The following is a 15,827-nucleotide window of genomic DNA, read 5'->3' on the forward strand; positions in this document are numbered from 1 at the left end:
AGACATCGCTGCAAGTCTATAGCTTCGTGGAAGGATGCATACTGAAAATTTAGTCGAGCAGATACCCCACAGTGCGTTCATGGAGATAGAGGCGAAGAACAGACCGGGCAGAGCCGCTAGCAGTTCTGATACAGCGGCTAGCAGTTTTGATACTTCCAGTTGCGCTGCTTGCCCTCGGCAATCCACTCGATTGCAGTGGCGACGCGTCTTTCGCGTGTCTCGGGGCGTTTGGCGTCGGCGATCCACTCGGTATACTCGCGCTTGCAGCTCGGGCTGAAGGCTGCGAAGACTGCGGCGGCCTTTTGGTTCTTCTTCAGGGCGGCGGCGAGCTCCTCCGGGGCTTCGACCGCAGCCTTTGGAGGCTTTACCACTTTGTTTCTGCCTGCCATAGGGCTGGTGTACTCGCCACGGTCGATGAAGCCGGTGGCCTGGCGGATGAGGGAGAGCATCTGCTTGTCGGAGGGCAGGTCCTTGACGGTGGTGATGCGGCCAAGCGTGCCCATGCCGCCCCGCTGGACGATGCCTGCCTCGTCTAATACTGCGCCGATCTCTTTGCCCCAGAAGCCGAAGCTGCAGTGCTCTTTGAATGCCGCCATGTTACCGAGGTTGACGCCGCCATACTCGAAGAACGGCATGCTCCACTTGATGCTCTCTTCGACGTTGGGACAGGCTTTGTGGATGAGGCAGCGTAGATGCTCCAGGATTGGCTGCGCGAAGGGCTTCGACTTCGCGACGTACATGTCTACCCGGGGGTTGAAGTTTGCAGCTGGCATGCTTTCTCTCCCTGTTTTCGAGGACAGCAGTTTACACGGTGCTCGACCTTACACGGTGTTAGACCGTCTCGCCCTCCTTGGTTTTGGGCACGATGGGTTCGGGTTTGACCGGGTACGGCGGCCCCTTGGAGAAGACCTTCTGCATCTCGGTGTCGTAGTTGTAGATGTCGTCGAAAAAGTGAACCTCGCTGTCGTCCTCGACGATAGCGGTGAGATAGAAGATGACGATCGGGAGAGGCGTCTTGAGGCTGACGGTCTTGTTATCCGGGCCGCTGTTCATCGCCTCCTGCACCTTGTCGAAATCCCAGTCGCCCTGGCCCTGGAGAACCCAGGCGGCGAGGTCGGCGGGCTTCTGGACGCGGATGCAACCGTGGCTGAAGTCGCGGCGGGTCTGCTCGAAGAGCGAGACGGCCGGGGTGGAGTGGAGGTAGATGTCGTACTGGTTGGGGAAGATGAACTTGACCAGGCCGAGGGAGTTCTTGGGGCCGGGCTTCTCGCGGACCATCACGGCGCCCTGTGCCACCTGATGGGCGGTGTAGTCGGTTTGGACGATGCCCTTGTTGTTGGTGACCTCAAAGTTTTTGCTGGCGAGGTAGCCGTGGTTGGATGCGATGTGCGGCACCAGCTCCTTGCGGGCGATATCGACCGGGACGCTCCAGTAGGGGCGGAAGACGAGGTACTTCATCATGTGCGTGAAGACGGGGGTTTCGTGCTGGCCCATCACTTTGCCGACGACGACGCGCATGGTGAAGTCGAGCTTGTGGTCGGGGTCATAGCCGCGCAGAACGAACTCCGGCAGGTTGACCATCAGGCGGGCGTGGAGGTAGGGCTCGGGGAGCCACCGCCAGCGCTCGAGAGAATCCTGTAGCTGGGCTACGCGGAAGTCCATCGGGACGTTGAGCGACTTGATCGTCTGCGGCGTGAGCTTGCCGTCTTCGGTTAAACCGTGGCGATGCTGATAGTGCTTGACGGCATCAGAGAGTGTGGCATCGAATGTTATGGGCATCGGTGGTACGGGGTCGCCTGGCGCTGGCAGGTCACCTTCAAGTCGAAGCCGGGTCACTAGCGCGCTCTCTCCCGGATAGGTGCCTCCAACTGAAACAGCCTTGGTCACTGTCGGGAGCGGCTCTTCGTTTGCCTGCGACTGCAGTTTGGCGAGGTTCATGTAGTGTGCCAGTGCAGCTTCGGTCTGGCGATATTCTTCGGAGTCAGGTTCGACTCCGAAGATGAGCTTCGGCACGTCGGTGGCGTCTACGGCGTTGTCGGAGACGAACTCGGCGAGGTCGTACTTCTTGTCCTGTACGGGGATTTCGAAGTTGAAGTGCGATGGATTGACGCGGCCTATGCGCAGATCGGAGATGTAGCGCATCACGTTGACCGTCATCGCCACGTCGAAGAGGGAGATGGCGTCTTCGGATTTGCTGTTGAGGGCCTGAACGCGGTCGGCCCAGCGAGGTGCGTCGTAGTCTTCTGGGATCAGACCCTTCGTCGCGGCGTCCTGGAATGCCTGAATGAAACCCTTTGCTGAGACGGTGGGTGCTCCGTCGCGAGTCCAGGCGACCTCGTAGTTGCGGTCGTCGTAGAAGGTGGCCACGATGGATTGGTAGTCGGAGAAGTTCGGCCAGCGCAGGTTGGGAACCTTGGTGGTGTCGACCTTTTCGGGCGGCAGCACTTTTTTCTCAACCATCTCGTGCAGCTTGTCCGCGTACGCCGTCGTGTTGGGTTGTGACTTCGACTTGCGGTGACGGTGGCATCCGCCCACCAGCAGCAAAACCGTAAGAGCAGATGCGGTGCAGGCGGTGCGGAGAGAGACTTTCATCATTACGGACGAGACCATCCTTCAGGGCGCAGCAAATTTATAAGGGTGCGGACCCATTATGCCGTATCTCCGGACAATTCCGCGCAAATCGGCCGGGCGAACAGTGGCGATGCGGATACAGTTCGGCTTCGCGACTGCCGGTCCTGCCGGACGGGCCCGCTGCGCGCGGAGCGGGCGTTCACACTCCTTTTTAGAGCTTCGCGTGGTCCTCCCGTTGGTCGGAATCAACATCCTCGCGACCAACGGGAGCGCCAACCGAAGGGGTACACCCATCACGAAGTGATCGCCTCCCGCGCAGGGAGCCCGTCCGGCAGGACATGGCTTCTAACGCGCGATCTCCGGTAGCAGCGAGAGGCAGAGAATCGCCTGCATGAAGAGGATTGCACCGGAGAGCACGAGAAACATCCTGCGCTGGCGCATCTCCAGCACGTCCGCAAAGACTCCGCCGACGAAGGTGAAGAGAAATGGCAGCGCCCACAGCCAGGGTTGCGATACCGTCTGCGTAGTGACCAACGGAAAGAGCAGCAGAATCATGACGAGCGGCGCGGTGTTGCCAAAGTAGCGGCAGCGCCGGGTGGAGACGTAGAGCAGGAGCGCCACGAGCGTCGCTACGACGATGGGTGCATTCGCGGGGCTGAGGAAGAAGCGTTTTGCTCCATCAAGCGAAAACCAGAGACGCGCTCCGCCGCCGGTGAAGATGTAGCTGAACGGCGCGAGGCGGAAGGCATAAGACGCGAAGAGGATCGCCAGTGCGCCGACGGCCGCGAAGACGAGAATCTGCATGACGTAGCTGCGCCGGCGCTCCGCGAGATACATCATCCAAACGACCGCCATGACAAAGCCGATGATCGCTGCGAGCAGATGCGCAGCGGCGGTGAGTCCGAGGGAAAGAGTGAGCAGCGCGATTCGCGGCCGCCATTTACGGCGCGGCCCCTGCATCGCATGGGCGACCCCCATCGCGGTGTAGACAAGGCCATAGAGTCCCCACATCGCCAGAACTTCGTTGTTGGGTGTTACGGCGGACCGGACGATTGCAGGACAGAAGCAGTAGAGCCCGAGCGCGAAGAATCCGCCTTCGTTGCCGAAGAGCCTGCGCGAGACCCACCAAAGGCCGCCGCCAAGCCAGATCGCGAAGAAGAGGAAAGGCAGATGCAGAAGATATTTGACGCTGAAGAGCTCGTGCCGCGCCTCCCACGTCGAGCCGTTCAGCGAACCCTGTGTGTAGAGCCGGTTCTCAGGCTTACGAATCTTGTCCGCGCCGAGCATCACCAGCCGCTGTACTGTGAGTGGAAGGCCAGCTACGCGATAGGCGAAGGTGCCGTCGCCGTTGAGATTGCCGCAGGTGGTGAAGTAGCCGGCCAGCGGCGAGGGGCGCTCCCACATCTCGCGGCCGCACTCAGCGTAGCGATAGTCCTGTTGCGAGAGCTGCTGTCGGCTGACGACCCAGAGGCACTCGGCGAGAAAGACCAGCAACAGCAGCGCAGCCAACTGCTGCGGTCGTCCGAACTTGATGCGGGGGAGCTTCATTCCCATTCTGAGGTATGCCGGCCTTTATCTTTCTTTCGAGTCTGATCTCGCATCCGGTTGTCCGGGTGCAACTGGCGTGCACTTTGCCGCGTGACCTGCACCGCCGGAGGGCTTCGGCAGCCGCCTCATCGAGTGTATCGTGAGAGATATGCAGTCGCTCTCTTTTACCCCTGGCCGTGCCTTTCTCTCTGTCAACTCGCCCGTCGTTCCGTGGACCGTGGTCTTTGAAGACGAAGGTGTCGCCGGATACTTTTATGCCTGCGATCGCTCGCAGGAGGTGCATGAACACAGCATTATGGACGCGATGCTGATCTACAACGTGGCCGCGCTGGCCAAGAGCGACGCCGAGCTCAACCGCCCTGAGCCGCAGCGCATCGCCTCGGTGGAGTGGTCGCGCGATGGGCTGCAGGCGGTGCTCTATCTCGATGGAACCGCGCAGGCTCTCTATGACTTTCAAGCGCGATGCGGGTACTGCCGCATGAACTTTCCAAACTTCATGTCGGAGCAGGGCGATACATGGCGCAAGTCCAGCCATGCATGGTCGGATGCCGCGTTGCAGCGCTTTGAGTCGAGTCTGTACGCGTGACGAAGCGGCTTCGAGCCGCAGCTCAGAAACGGCTTCGCGGGTCAGCTCAATAACAGTTTCTCGGTCAGCTCAAAAACAACTTCTCCACGTCGAGCCAGTCGTTGACGCGCTTGTAGCCTGTGACTCCGGCGTTGTGGGGTGAGCTGTAGAGGATGCCTTCGCCCATGAAACGTCGGAGCTGCCGCGGGTTGTCGTCTATCAGATAGTCTGCGCGGAGGATGCTTTTGTCGCCACAGTAGACGATGTTGGATGCGGGGATGAACGGGAAGTGCTTTGCCAGCCAGCGGTACTTCGCCTGGAAAGAGGTCGGCACCTCCATCGCGGCGGTGGCGATAAAGACCTCGTAGTTACCGTGCAGCCGCTCGAGGACACGCTGCGACTCCGGCATCACGGCCAGCACCTCGAAGAAGTCGTCGGACCGCAGATAGGCGTCGAGTATGGCATGACGATCTGTTGAGACGACGTCCCACAACCACTTACCTTGCAGGTCTTTGAGGGTGACGTTCTCGCCGAAGTGCTGGTTGTAGCGCAGTAGATGCTCGCCGAGCGCATCCGCCATCACCTCGTCCATATCGATGCAGATTCGGGGGATTGCCATCAGATCTTTGTTTTAGCAGGTGTCCACGCAGGTGTCCAAAAAAAGCGGGCCCGTGCCCTTCTCGACCCGCTCTTTGGGTGCTTCGCGCGCGCGAATCGCGATAGGCTAAAGTCAATGCTCACGATCACCCTCCGCAACCTGCTCCTCAGGTTTTTCCTGGTGTCCTGCAGTCTCTCGCCGCTCTTCTCCCAGACTTCTAAGCCTGCTGCCAACGCAACGACGCCGCCAGCGATCAACGAATCAACGCATAAAGAACCCACCCACGCCGACCTTCTGCGCGGAGCCTACGGGCCCTATCGCGCCAACAACGATCTTCTCTTTTATCGTCTCGACCTGCGCGTCGATCCTGAAAAAAAGTTCATCAGCGGAAGCAATACGATCCGCTTCAAGATGCTTGCGGATGGCACGCGCATTCAGCTTGAACTCTTTGCTACTTTGCAGATCGACAAGATTTCTATGGGCAAGACCACGTTGAAGTATGAGCGCGATGGTGGAACCTTCTTCGTTGACTTCCCCAAGACTCTGCACGCTGGCCACACGTACTCGATCGACGTCCACTACTCGGGAAGCCCCGTGGAGACTGGCCGTTTCGGCTGCTTCACGTTCAAGCAGGACACAGCCGGCCATCCCTGGATCAACACCGCCTGCGAAGAGACCGGCGCGAGCGTCTGGTGGCCAAATAAAGACCAGTGGCGCGACGAGCCGCAGGAAGGAATGGAGATTAACGTCGCTGTTCCGAACGGCCTGATGGATGTTTCGAATGGAAAGTTCATGGGAAAGAAGGATCTTGGCGACGGCTTCACGCGCTGGGACTGGAAGGTGCACTACCCCATCAATAACTACGACGTGGCGTTGAACATCGGCAACTACGTCCACTTCGACGACAAGTTCGGCGACCTGCCTCTGGACTACTACGTTCTGCCGGAGGATCTTGACGGGGCGAAGCGCCAGTTTGCGCAGGTGCCCGGCATGATGAAGGCTTACTACCACTACTTCGGCGAGTATCCGTTCAAGAAAGACGGCTACAAACTCATCGAGGTTCCGTACGCGGGCATGGAGCACCAGAGCGCCGTGGCCTACGGCAATCACTTTCACAACGGCTATCTCGACCGCGACTGGACCGGCGTCGGCATCAGCCCGCGCTTCGACTTCATCATCATTCACGAGAGTGGACACGAGTGGTTTGGCAACGCCATCACGGCCGCCGACAAGTCCGATATGTGGATCCACGAGGGCTGGACCACCTACCTGGAGTGCCTCTACGTCGAGTACAACTACGGCCACGAGGACGAGGTGAAGTACGTCAACGCGCTGAAGAAAAAGGTGAAGAATGACCGACCGATCATCACGGCACGCGGCACCAACGCCGAGCCTCCGCAGGATCAATACTTCAAGGGCGCACTCTTTATCAACACCCTGCGCAGCATCGTGGATGACGACGCCCGCTGGTTTGCGCTGATCCATGACTTCTATCAGCGCTTCAAATATCAGAACATCATGACCGAAGATGTCGTACAGTACTTCAACCAGCAGACCGGGAGGAACCTGACGCCGGTCTTCGATCAGTACCTGCGCCATACGGCGATTCCCACGCTGGAGCTGAAGTTCGACGAGCCCGCGGGCACGGTCCAATACCGCTGGCAGGCCGACGAAAAAGACTTTGCCATGCCTGTGCGCGTAGGCTTGAAGGAACATTGGGAGATGATCCATCCCACCACCGAGTGGCAGACCATGAAGACGCCGCTCACCAGAGATCAGTTCGATGTGGCGACCGATCTGTACTACATCAACGTCGACAAACAGTAAGGCGCATACTTAACAACTGGCGAAAGCAGTGCTAGACTTCGAGTTTTCCGCTGTAGTTGAATTTTTTCAGCGATCGAAGTGAGTGGAAAGAGAGACGTCAAATGCATCCGGATCTTGAAAAGATGATCGTATTGCAGGCGCACGACGTAGAGGCCAACCGGCTTCGCGATGAGATGGTGGCTTTGCCGAAACACGTCTCGGCGCTGGAGACCAAGGCGAAGGCGTACCAGGGTCAGCGCGCCGTCATCGTCGACCTGATCGCCAAAGAGGAGGCACTGCGGCGGCGGCAGGAGTCCGATGTGAAGGATCAGAAGGCCAAGATCGACCGCACGCGCAAACATATGGACCTCGCCACGACGACCGTGCAGGTAACCGCGTTCGAGCACGAGATTGCCTTTGCGCAGGCAGAGATCAGCAAGCTCGAAGATGCCGAGATCGAGAGCATGGAGCGTAGCGAGGGGCTGGAGTCGCAGAAGAAACTTGCTGACGATGCCGTCACCGACGCGACCGCAACGCTTGAGCGTGAGCGAGTCCGGGCGGCCGACACCATCGCTGCGGATAAGACCCTGCTGGCTGCGGTTGAGGAGAAGCGCATCGCCGTGCGTGCTGAGATCGGCGAGGCCGCGCTCTCCACCTACGACCGCATCGCAAAGGCGAAGGGAACGGCCGTAGCCGAAGCGCTCAATCAGAAGTGCATGGCCTGCCAGATGATGGTGCGGCCGCAGCGCTGGAACGACCTTCGCGATCGCAGCAACGACGAGACCATGATGACCTGCGAGAGCTGTGGCCGCCTGCTCTACTACGATCCGGCGCGCGACGCCCCCCAGCGCAAGACCGTACCAGTGGAGAGCATCGCGGCGTCAATTATTCGATCGCTCTAAAACCATCAAGCACAATACCGGCAGTGGTCTGCGCGAGATCTTTTAGAGCGGGCCTTTGCGTGCGGTCTGTCTTGTCCCTGGCGAGGCACCCTCGGCTTTTCAACGGCTCTCGTTCAGCATTTTGTCCGAAACTCTCTGAATCCCGGCCTCGCCGATAGAAATCTAATTCCCACACATGGCAGCTACCGTAGTCGACCTCCCCGAGGCCCAGCTCTCTGAAGCGAGTAGTCCAGAGCACCACCCCACTGTGGAACGCCCCTGGCGTCCGCGGATCAACCCGTGGATCATCGCCATGACGGTGACGCTGGCGACGTTTATGGAGGTGCTTGACTCCTCGATTGCCAACGTCGCGCTGCCACATATCGCCGGCGGCCTGGGCGCTACGCAGGACGAGGCCACGTGGGTGCTGACGGCGTATCTGGTCGCGAATGCCATCATCCTGCCTGCCGGCGCCTACATGACGACGTTCATCGGGCGCAAGAAGTTCTACATGATCTGCGTTGCGCTGTTTGGCATCAGCTCCGCTCTCTGCGGCTTTGCTCCTTCGCTTCCGATCCTGATCTTCTGTCGCATCCTGCAGGGCGTTGGCGGCGGCGGTCTCGCGCCGTCAGAACAGGCGATTCTTGCCGACACCTTTCCTCCCGAGAAGCGCGGGCAAGCCTTTGCGATGTATGGCCTCGCCGTCGTCTGCGCGCCCGCGATCGGGCCCACGCTGGGCGGCTACATCACCGACAACTTCGACTGGCGCTGGATCTTCTTTCTCAACGTCCCCATCTGCCTGATCTCGCTGTTCCTCACCTCGCGCATCGTCGAAGATCCGCCTTATGTGAAGAAGCAGGTCGAGCTCTCGCAGAAGGGCGGCATCAAGCTCGACTTTCTCGGCTTCGGCCTGCTGGGTCTCACCTTCGGCTCACTCGAGTTCATTCTCGACAAGGGCCAGGAGGACGACTGGTTCTCCTCTCACCTCATCACCTTCTTCGCGGTGACCATGGTCGTTGCGTTCATCGCGATGATCTGGTGGGAGCTAAAACAACTGCGCGAAGGCCATCGCCCGATCCTCAATCTCACACTCTTCAAACGCCGCAACTTCGCCATCAGTTTCCTGCTGATGTTCGTGCTGGGCTTCTCGCTCTACGGCACGACGATCCTGATCCCGCAATTCGTGCAGACACTGCTTGGCTACACCGCCGAACTGGCCGGGCTTGTCCTCTCGCCTGCAGGACTGATGATGATGTGCATGATGCCAATCGTTGGCCTTCTTGTGGGCAAGGTCGATCCGCGCAAATTGATCGGCTATGGCTTCGTAATGTTGACGCTGTCGCTGATCACGATGCATACGCTGAACCTTGGCGTCAGCTATGGCTATCTGGTGTTTGTACGATGCTTCCAGGCATCGGGACTCGCCTTCCTGTTCATTCCGATCAACACGATCGCTTATATCGGCGTGAAGCAGTCGGAGAACAATGATGTGTCCGGCCTGACGAATCTGGCGCGAAATATCGGTGGCTCTGTAGGAACCGCGTTCGTCGCCACGATGCTCACACGCCGCACGGCGAACCATGAGACGAACATGGTCCGCAATCTTACGACGGGCAATGCTTCCTTCATGGACCGGGTGGCAAAGCTGAAAGGAATGTTCGGCGGCCATACCAGTGGCAACCCCATGACTGGCACCGGCTCCCACACCGCCCAGGCTTATCTCTACAACGAGCTGCACCGTCAGGCAGGGATGCTTGCCTATCTCGACATCATCCAGTACATGGCAGTCTTCTGCGCCTGCATGCTGCCTCTGCTCTTTTTCATCCCGCGGCCGCCCAAACATGCAAGCCCTTCCGCCGGCCATTAGACCTGTGCAAGTTACAAATTGCCGATTCCTACGCCCGGGATAACTCTACGCTGAGCAAAAAGCACGATCGTCTGCACGAAGCTGCACCTTCGAAGCAAACGCCTGAAACCACTTCCCAGACTGCATTCATTTTCCTGTCGGGGCCAACATCAACAGCCTCTCTCATCCCAGGCAGAGCTTCCACATTGACATTCCTTGCGGCAAGGCGCACCATCTTTGCGTTATCAGGAATCGATGGGTTGCAGCGTTGAACCGCAGACAAGTTCAAGACTCCCCTCGGTAATTCCCCGGCCCCTCCTTAAACCCGGCCCCGAAGAAGGAGAAATCTATGAAGAATCTCACAGCTAAAGTGTTGCTTACCGCGGGCCTGGTCACGCTCGTGGGCGCCATCCATCACACCGCTCGTGCCGACGACGAAGATTCTTTCTTCATCGAACATCAGCGTATCGCCGAAGGCTTCAGAATTGCACCGGTACGGCTCAATCTCGAGCATAAAAACCCGGAGATGGTGGGCCTGGGCAGCTATCTGGTAAATGCCATCGGCGGCTGCAACGATTGTCATACCAACCCCAGCTATGCCGTTGGAGGCAACCCGTTCCTGGGCCAGCCCAAGCAGATCAACACGGCTGGATATCTCGCCGGCGGCCAGACCTTCGGTCCGTTCATTTCGCGCAATCTCACCCCTGAAAACGGACTCCCGGCCGGCCGTACCTATGCAGAGTTCAAGAACATCCTGCGAACAGGCATCGACTACGATCACCTTCACCCACAGATCAGTCCGCTTCTCCAGGTGATGCCGTGGCCCACTTACCAGAGCCTGAAGGACCATGACATCAAGGCCATCTACGAGTACCTGAGCGCCATTCCATCGATTCCGCCCAGTTCGTAATTAGGTGATTTTAACTGCCGGACTCACTCGGATCTTCCGCGATCTTTGCACCGCAGTCTTGGGACGACGAGCACCTCGGCTCGCAGGAGCCGTCCAGTCCAATACAAGAGCAGTGGTGCGCCAAATGGGGTCCTTATCAGACTGATGCGACCTAATTGAATTGCAACTCCGTCGTAGGGCGAGCAGTCCTTTACGAATTCATTATGCCTTCTTGACGAACTCGTTATAGCCGGCTCGTTAGGCTCTGAATATCAGCGCCCTGCGGCATGGCAGCTCCTTCTGCCAGCCACCGCGGCTGGTTGGAATGGAGAGCTTCAGTGAAAAACAGGATAACGTCATGCGGCCAGCGATTCGGTCTGGCTGCATTCACCTTTGCAGCGGGAATGGCTCTTTGTACAAGCGATCTCCGGGCTCAGACGGCAGAGCCGAATCTGCAGACGGCCGTAGAAAATACTCAGGCTACACCGGAGCATCAGACAGCTCAGGATCAGAAGATTCAGCAACTGCAGGACAAGCTCGAAGAGATCCAGAAAGAGCTGATGGAGCTCAAACAGGCAAGTTCCTCGGCTCCGGAGACCCACCACACCACGACGGCGAAGGCCTCAGTTGCCGCGGCCGATCTGAGTGAAACGGAGTCGGAGGTCACCGACCCAGCCAGCCCGCACTCAGAGCCGTTCGCCTTCGCCGACTTCACCTGGCTCACCGGCAACCCACGAACCAAGGACACACCGTATGCCACCAAGTTCTTCACGCCGGATATACGTTCGGACGTGAGTTACACGTACGACTTCCGCCATCCGCAGGACGACACGATCGTAGGGTCGAGCGAAGTGTTTCGCTCCAGCGAGGTTGCACTGACGGACCTTGGAATCGGCGGCGACTTCCACTACAACAATGTGCGTGCCCGCGTTTTGAGTCAGATCGGTCTTTACGCCACGGCCACGCCGCGCAACGATGCCAGCCCCTCGCGCGGCCAGTGGGACCTTGCCGACGCCTATCGTTATGTAGGTGAGGCCAACGCCGGCTACCACTTCAACCTGCAACACGGCCTGAACGTCGACGCCGGCATCTTCCTCTCCTACATCGGCCTGTTCTCGTTTTACCAGTTCGATAACTGGGCCTATCAGCCGTCCTACGTGTCGTCCAACACGCCCTGGTTCTTCAATGGTGTGCGCGTGCAATGGTTTCCTACGGCAAAGTTGAAGATTGAACCCTGGTTCATCAACGGCTGGCAGTCCTACGGCCGGTTCAACAATCGGCCCGGGCTGGGCGGATCGATCCTCTATCGGCCAAACGGGAACTGGTCAATCGTCGGCAATCAGTACGGCTATGGAGAGGATGCGCTGGGCGTAGGGTCACGTACCCGCTACCACACCGACGATAGTGTTCAGTACAAGTACTACGAGCGGCGCGACTCCTTCCTCAGCAAGGCCGCCGCAACTCTGACCGGCGACGCAGGTTGCGAAAGCGGCGGCGGCGTAAGCTGCTTTGGCAACGGGAAGACTGGACCGAAGCAAAGCTTTCTCGGCTTCATGGCCTACAACCGCTTCTGGTTCGACCATGACATCTTTGGCCTGACCCTTGGTGGAGGACGCATCAACAACCCAGGCCGTTACTTGGTCCTTCTTCCACCGATCAACGGAGCGACCGCTGCTTCAGGAACACCCTACTTCACCGAGAACCCGGGTGATCCGTTCAAAGCGTGGGACGCCTCCGTGACGGCAGACTACATGCCGAACCAGTACTTCACCTATCGGCTGGAGTACAACCACCGTGCGGCGAACGTCCCCTACTTCGCCGGCCCCGGTGGCGTCACTCCGCCCGGAGGCAACACCGGCGCGGCGGGTTCTCTCGTCTCAGGTTGGAGCCCGGACCTTCGCAACAGCGAGAACCGCCTGACCGTGGCGTTTCTGATGAAGTTCTAAACCGCCGACAGAGCCGCAATGCAGTTCAATGCAGTTTGAGGGAGCCTCCGGCAATACGCCTGAGGCTCCCTCTTTTTTATTTGAAGCGATCTCGCTGGTGGAGGGAAAGATGGACTTGGAAATCGGCGAGGCCCACAGCGCTCTACGAGCCTCGAGATCATCGCCAACTCCACGTACCTAAACCGGGAACGGATTCCGTTCATGGAACTGGACCTGGTGCCAGTACGGATAAGCCTTCGGCAGCTCGCTCGCCTTATCGAGCTTAGCCACCTGCTCTTTGGTGAGCTCCCAGCCGATGGCTCCGAGGTTCTGCTTTAACTGCTCTTCGTTTCTCGCGCCGACAATCAAAGTTGAAACCGTAGGCCTGCGCAGCAGCCAGTTCAGCGCGATCTGCGGCACGGTCTTGCCGGTCTCCTTCGCGATTTCGTCGATGGCATCCATCACGGTGTAGAGATACTCGTCTGGAACCTGCGGCCCCGCATCAGTCGCCAGCTTCGAGTTCAATCGACTCTCCTTGGGAATGCCGGTGTCACGGCGGATCTTACCGGTCAAACGTCCCCAACCCAGCGGCGACCACACCAGCGCGCCCACACCCTGATCGGCGGCCAGCGGCATCAGCTCCCACTCGTAGTCGCGCCCAACCAGCGAGTAGTACACCTGATGGCCAACATAACGCGACCAGCCGTAGCGCTCGCTTACGCTCAGGGACTTCATCAGATGCCATCCCGAAAAATTAGAGCAGGCGATGTAGCGAACCTTGCCTTGGCCCACCAGGTCATCGAGCGCACGCAGCGTCTCCTCCACCGGCGAGGTGGCATCGAACGCATGCAGGTGATAGATATCGATATAGTCTGTGCCGAGCCGCTTCAGCGAGCGCTCCGCGGATTGAATCAGATGGTAGCGCGACGAGCCCACATCGTTCGGCCCCTTGCCCAGCCGAAAGGTCGCCTTGGTCGAGATCATCACATCGTCGCGATTGTGCTTGGCCAACGCCTTGCCCAGCGCCTTCTCGCTCTCGCCATCGGAGTAAACATCTGCCGTATCGAACAGGTTCATCCCCGCATCCATACAGATATCGACGATCCGGTTAGCTTCCTCCTGCGTCGTCTCCGACCAAGCCTTGAAAAACTCGTTGGCAGTGCCAAACGTCCCCGCACCGAAGCATAGCTCCGGCACCTTCAGGCCCGACCTTCCAAGCTGTCTGTATTCCATGCGAATTTGGATGCAGCCAGAGGTCATTCCGCACTAGATTTTTACCTCTGCTATTTTTGTTTTGGTTTTTTTCGGTTTGTGGGCCGCGTTATCCATTTAACTCCCCAGTTGGAGATAGGTCAGATACTTCCGGTCCCCGACCGAGGTAAAAGGAACCATCTTCACCGGCCCGTTGGTGCTCTCCAGTATCCACTGGCCTTCCTTGTCCTGCTGTACAGCGAGGGCCTGCGCCCTGCGCGCCACCACTGGGCCGGAAGCCAGCGCAAACAACACCCTCGGTCCAAACATTACTGCTACAGTCTCCGGATGCGCCTCATCCAGTATCTCGATTCTCGGCTTCATCGGCAGTTCCAACTTCACCGTATCACCCGTTCGCCATCTGCGTTGAACCGTCGCAAAGCCCGACCTGACCGTCATCGGGACAGGGCTTCCATTTACTTCTAGTGAGGCTGCATCCGCCCATGCTGGAATTCGCAGCTTCAGCCCAAACAAGGCCGGTTGCGAGGTCTTCATCCGCAGACGAATCTCCGGCGACTCCGGGTAAGTTCCCTCCTGCTCCATCTCTATCTTTGCTTCACCCTCGGCCCACCGCAGAGTAGAAGAAAGATAGAGATTCACCGACACTGCTCCGGGCTCGTGAAAGTACCCGTTGATCCAGTAGTCTGCGACAACCTGCGGCAGCGTACCCGAACAGCAGGGCCACCGGTGGACCGAATAAACTCTCTCGCCACCAGATCCAGCGACGCCGCTGGACGAAGGACGTGAGTGATAGTCCGAATAGTAGAACGCATGCCCATCCTGTTGTAGCGGCATCGCTCCGAGGACGGTGTTGTACATCACTCGTTCCATACTGTCGCCGTAGCGCCCTTCGCGTGTGCATCGCAACAGATAACGGGTCAGCTTCATGTGCGCATACGATCCACAGGGAGTCTCGAAGCTGTTATGGCTCGTCGCGAGACTCGCAAAGACCTTTCCCGAATCCGGCGCCTGCAACATCTCATCGGGTCCCCACCCGCCAGTCGCAAAGCTCTGAGCAAGAAGCATATCGAAGCCATTCTTCGCTGCCTGCAGATGTTTTTCACTTCCTCCCACCATGTAAGCCTGCATGGCCGAACACAACGCATTCACATAGCTGTATGCGTGCTTGCCGCCGAGCACGTTCTCCCCACGCGCGAGAGGGTCGAAGTAGGTCGCGTCATCCATATAGCGCTTCGCCATCTCGCGATATTCGCCTCTCTCGGCTCCCATCTGTGCCGATACGAGATACAAATTCTCCGGAAGCGTGTAGCTCTCGTCCCAGGTCCAGGAGACATCCTTCCCATTCCGCCAGATCACTTCGCGATCCACTGCGTGCCCTGGCAGTTCAGGTAATGCGGCCTTGCGTGTGCGCTCAAGAATCGCGAGAGCTTCCTCGTCGCCGGCCAGCCTATGAGCATCCATCAAGCCGCAGACCAGCTTGTCGAAGCAGTAGGCCGGAAATCTATTCTTCGCGAAATATTCGGTTGCAATCGTCTGTGAGTAAAGCTGGTTCAGATGCACGGCTCGCTCACGCAGCGCCGGATCGCCCGTGATCGCATACATTCGCGACAGTGCCGAGACCCACTGTCCAAACGTTGCACTCGGCGCCAGCCCCGCGTCTTCTTTCCTGTAGTCGTAGTCCGCCCGGTATTGATACCACCCGCCGATATCTTCGCCCGGCGCATCCTGTCCCACCATCTTTCGGAAAGGCATCAGCAGGCTGTCATCACTAAGCCCCATCAGAACAGTCCGAACGTTCTCGATCTGAGCTAGATGCGGCGTACTAGTCAGCGTCACCTGACCGTAGCCCACCTCTTCAAGCGGCTGTGCACCGACCGCGGCGAACCCCACTCTGTGCAGCGCTCCGCCCGCGGCTACGGCGGCTCCCCCCTGCAATAACGCGCGTCTGGAAATCCCAACTCTCACTCAAACATCCTCCGCCTGAGC

12 protein-coding genes are annotated in these 15,827 nt (G+C 58.8%); 6 read left to right on the forward strand and 6 right to left on the reverse strand.

Annotated features, from left to right (window positions below):
• Positions 1–137: 137 nt before the first annotated feature.
• The 3 genes from HDF10_RS12875 to HDF10_RS12885 all read right to left on the reverse strand — a co-directional run bounded on the left by HDF10_RS12875 (position 138) and on the right by HDF10_RS12885 (position 4,119).
• Complete coding sequence (locus HDF10_RS12875) at positions 138–773, reverse strand: YdeI/OmpD-associated family protein (RefSeq protein WP_183814037.1); 636 nt, start codon at positions 771–773, stop codon at positions 138–140.
• 58 nt (positions 774–831) lie between these two features.
• Entirely contained in the window at positions 832–2,595 is a 1,764-nt protein-coding gene (locus tag HDF10_RS12880) for a L,D-transpeptidase family protein (RefSeq protein ID WP_183814039.1), read from the reverse strand.
• A 321-nt stretch (positions 2,596–2,916) separates the two neighbouring features.
• On the reverse strand, positions 2,917–4,119 hold the full coding sequence (locus tag HDF10_RS12885; protein ID WP_183814041.1) for a hypothetical protein: 1,203 nt from the start codon (positions 4,117–4,119) through the stop codon (positions 2,917–2,919).
• Positions 4,120–4,267: 148 nt separating this feature from the next.
• Between HDF10_RS12885 and HDF10_RS12890 the strand changes: the two genes are divergently transcribed.
• Complete coding sequence (locus HDF10_RS12890) at positions 4,268–4,705, forward strand: DUF2251 domain-containing protein (RefSeq protein WP_183814044.1); 438 nt, start codon at positions 4,268–4,270, stop codon at positions 4,703–4,705.
• A 64-nt stretch (positions 4,706–4,769) separates the two neighbouring features.
• Here the strand turns inward: HDF10_RS12890 and HDF10_RS12895 are convergent, their stop codons facing one another.
• On the reverse strand, positions 4,770–5,303 hold the full coding sequence (locus tag HDF10_RS12895; RefSeq protein ID WP_260177870.1) for a 5' nucleotidase, NT5C type: 534 nt from the start codon (positions 5,301–5,303) through the stop codon (positions 4,770–4,772).
• Positions 5,304–5,417: 114 nt separating this feature from the next.
• Here HDF10_RS12895 and HDF10_RS12900 point away from each other — a divergent pair, with 114 nt between their 5' ends.
• The 5 genes from HDF10_RS12900 to HDF10_RS12920 all read left to right on the forward strand — a co-directional run bounded on the left by HDF10_RS12900 (position 5,418) and on the right by HDF10_RS12920 (position 12,650).
• Positions 5,418–7,109, forward strand: coding sequence for a M1 family metallopeptidase (locus HDF10_RS12900; protein ID WP_183814046.1), 1,692 nt, complete (start codon positions 5,418–5,420; stop codon positions 7,107–7,109).
• 101 nt (positions 7,110–7,210) lie between these two features.
• Positions 7,211–7,990: a zinc ribbon domain-containing protein gene (locus HDF10_RS12905; protein WP_183814048.1), complete on the forward strand. Its 780-nt coding sequence runs from the start codon at positions 7,211–7,213 to the stop codon at positions 7,988–7,990.
• 175 nt (positions 7,991–8,165) lie between these two features.
• Positions 8,166–9,836 (forward strand): DHA2 family efflux MFS transporter permease subunit, encoded by a 1,671-nt coding sequence (locus HDF10_RS12910; protein ID WP_183814050.1) that lies wholly within the window; start codon positions 8,166–8,168, stop codon positions 9,834–9,836.
• A gap of 328 nt (positions 9,837–10,164) precedes the next feature.
• Positions 10,165–10,725, forward strand: a complete 561-nt coding sequence (locus tag HDF10_RS12915; protein WP_183814052.1) for a cytochrome C — start codon at positions 10,165–10,167, stop codon at positions 10,723–10,725.
• 317 nt (positions 10,726–11,042) lie between these two features.
• A complete protein-coding gene (locus HDF10_RS12920; RefSeq protein ID WP_311732751.1) occupies positions 11,043–12,650 on the forward strand; it encodes an outer membrane beta-barrel protein in 1,608 nt (535 codons plus the stop codon).
• A gap of 177 nt (positions 12,651–12,827) precedes the next feature.
• Here HDF10_RS12920 and HDF10_RS12925 read toward each other — a convergent pair whose 3' ends face one another.
• Together HDF10_RS12925 and HDF10_RS12930 are read right to left on the reverse strand one after the other, a co-directional pair.
• Positions 12,828–13,862 (reverse strand): aldo/keto reductase, encoded by a 1,035-nt coding sequence (locus HDF10_RS12925; protein ID WP_183814054.1) that lies wholly within the window; start codon positions 13,860–13,862, stop codon positions 12,828–12,830.
• 96 nt (positions 13,863–13,958) lie between these two features.
• Positions 13,959–15,806, reverse strand: coding sequence for a beta-L-arabinofuranosidase domain-containing protein (locus HDF10_RS12930; RefSeq protein WP_183814056.1), 1,848 nt, complete (start codon positions 15,804–15,806; stop codon positions 13,959–13,961).
• Positions 15,807–15,827 lie beyond the last annotated feature (21 nt).

It is taken from the genome of Tunturiibacter empetritectus (assembly GCF_014201375.1).
GTDB lineage: Bacteria > Acidobacteriota > Terriglobia > Terriglobales > Acidobacteriaceae > Edaphobacter > Edaphobacter lichenicola_D.

Excerpts from the sequence above, each read along its gene's own strand:
- HDF10_RS12885 (WP_183814041.1), bottom strand. The coding sequence starts at position 4,119 with ATGAAGCTCCCCCGCATCAAGTTCGGACGACCGCAGCAGTTGGCTGCG.
- HDF10_RS12900 (WP_183814046.1), top strand. The coding sequence starts at position 5,418 with ATGCTCACGATCACCCTCCGCAACCTGCTCCTCAGGTTTTTCCTGGTG.
- HDF10_RS12890 (WP_183814044.1), top strand. The coding sequence starts at position 4,268 with ATGCAGTCGCTCTCTTTTACCCCTGGCCGTGCCTTTCTCTCTGTCAAC.
- HDF10_RS12915 (WP_183814052.1), top strand. The coding sequence starts at position 10,165 with ATGAAGAATCTCACAGCTAAAGTGTTGCTTACCGCGGGCCTGGTCACG.
- HDF10_RS12905 (WP_183814048.1), top strand. The coding sequence starts at position 7,211 with ATGCATCCGGATCTTGAAAAGATGATCGTATTGCAGGCGCACGACGTA.
- HDF10_RS12880 (WP_183814039.1), bottom strand. The coding sequence starts at position 2,595 with ATGATGAAAGTCTCTCTCCGCACCGCCTGCACCGCATCTGCTCTTACG.
- HDF10_RS12925 (WP_183814054.1), bottom strand. The coding sequence starts at position 13,862 with ATGGAATACAGACAGCTTGGAAGGTCGGGCCTGAAGGTGCCGGAGCTA.
- HDF10_RS12895 (WP_260177870.1), bottom strand. The coding sequence starts at position 5,303 with ATGGCAATCCCCCGAATCTGCATCGATATGGACGAGGTGATGGCGGAT.
- HDF10_RS12910 (WP_183814050.1), top strand. The coding sequence starts at position 8,166 with ATGGCAGCTACCGTAGTCGACCTCCCCGAGGCCCAGCTCTCTGAAGCG.
- HDF10_RS12875 (WP_183814037.1), bottom strand. The coding sequence starts at position 773 with ATGCCAGCTGCAAACTTCAACCCCCGGGTAGACATGTACGTCGCGAAG.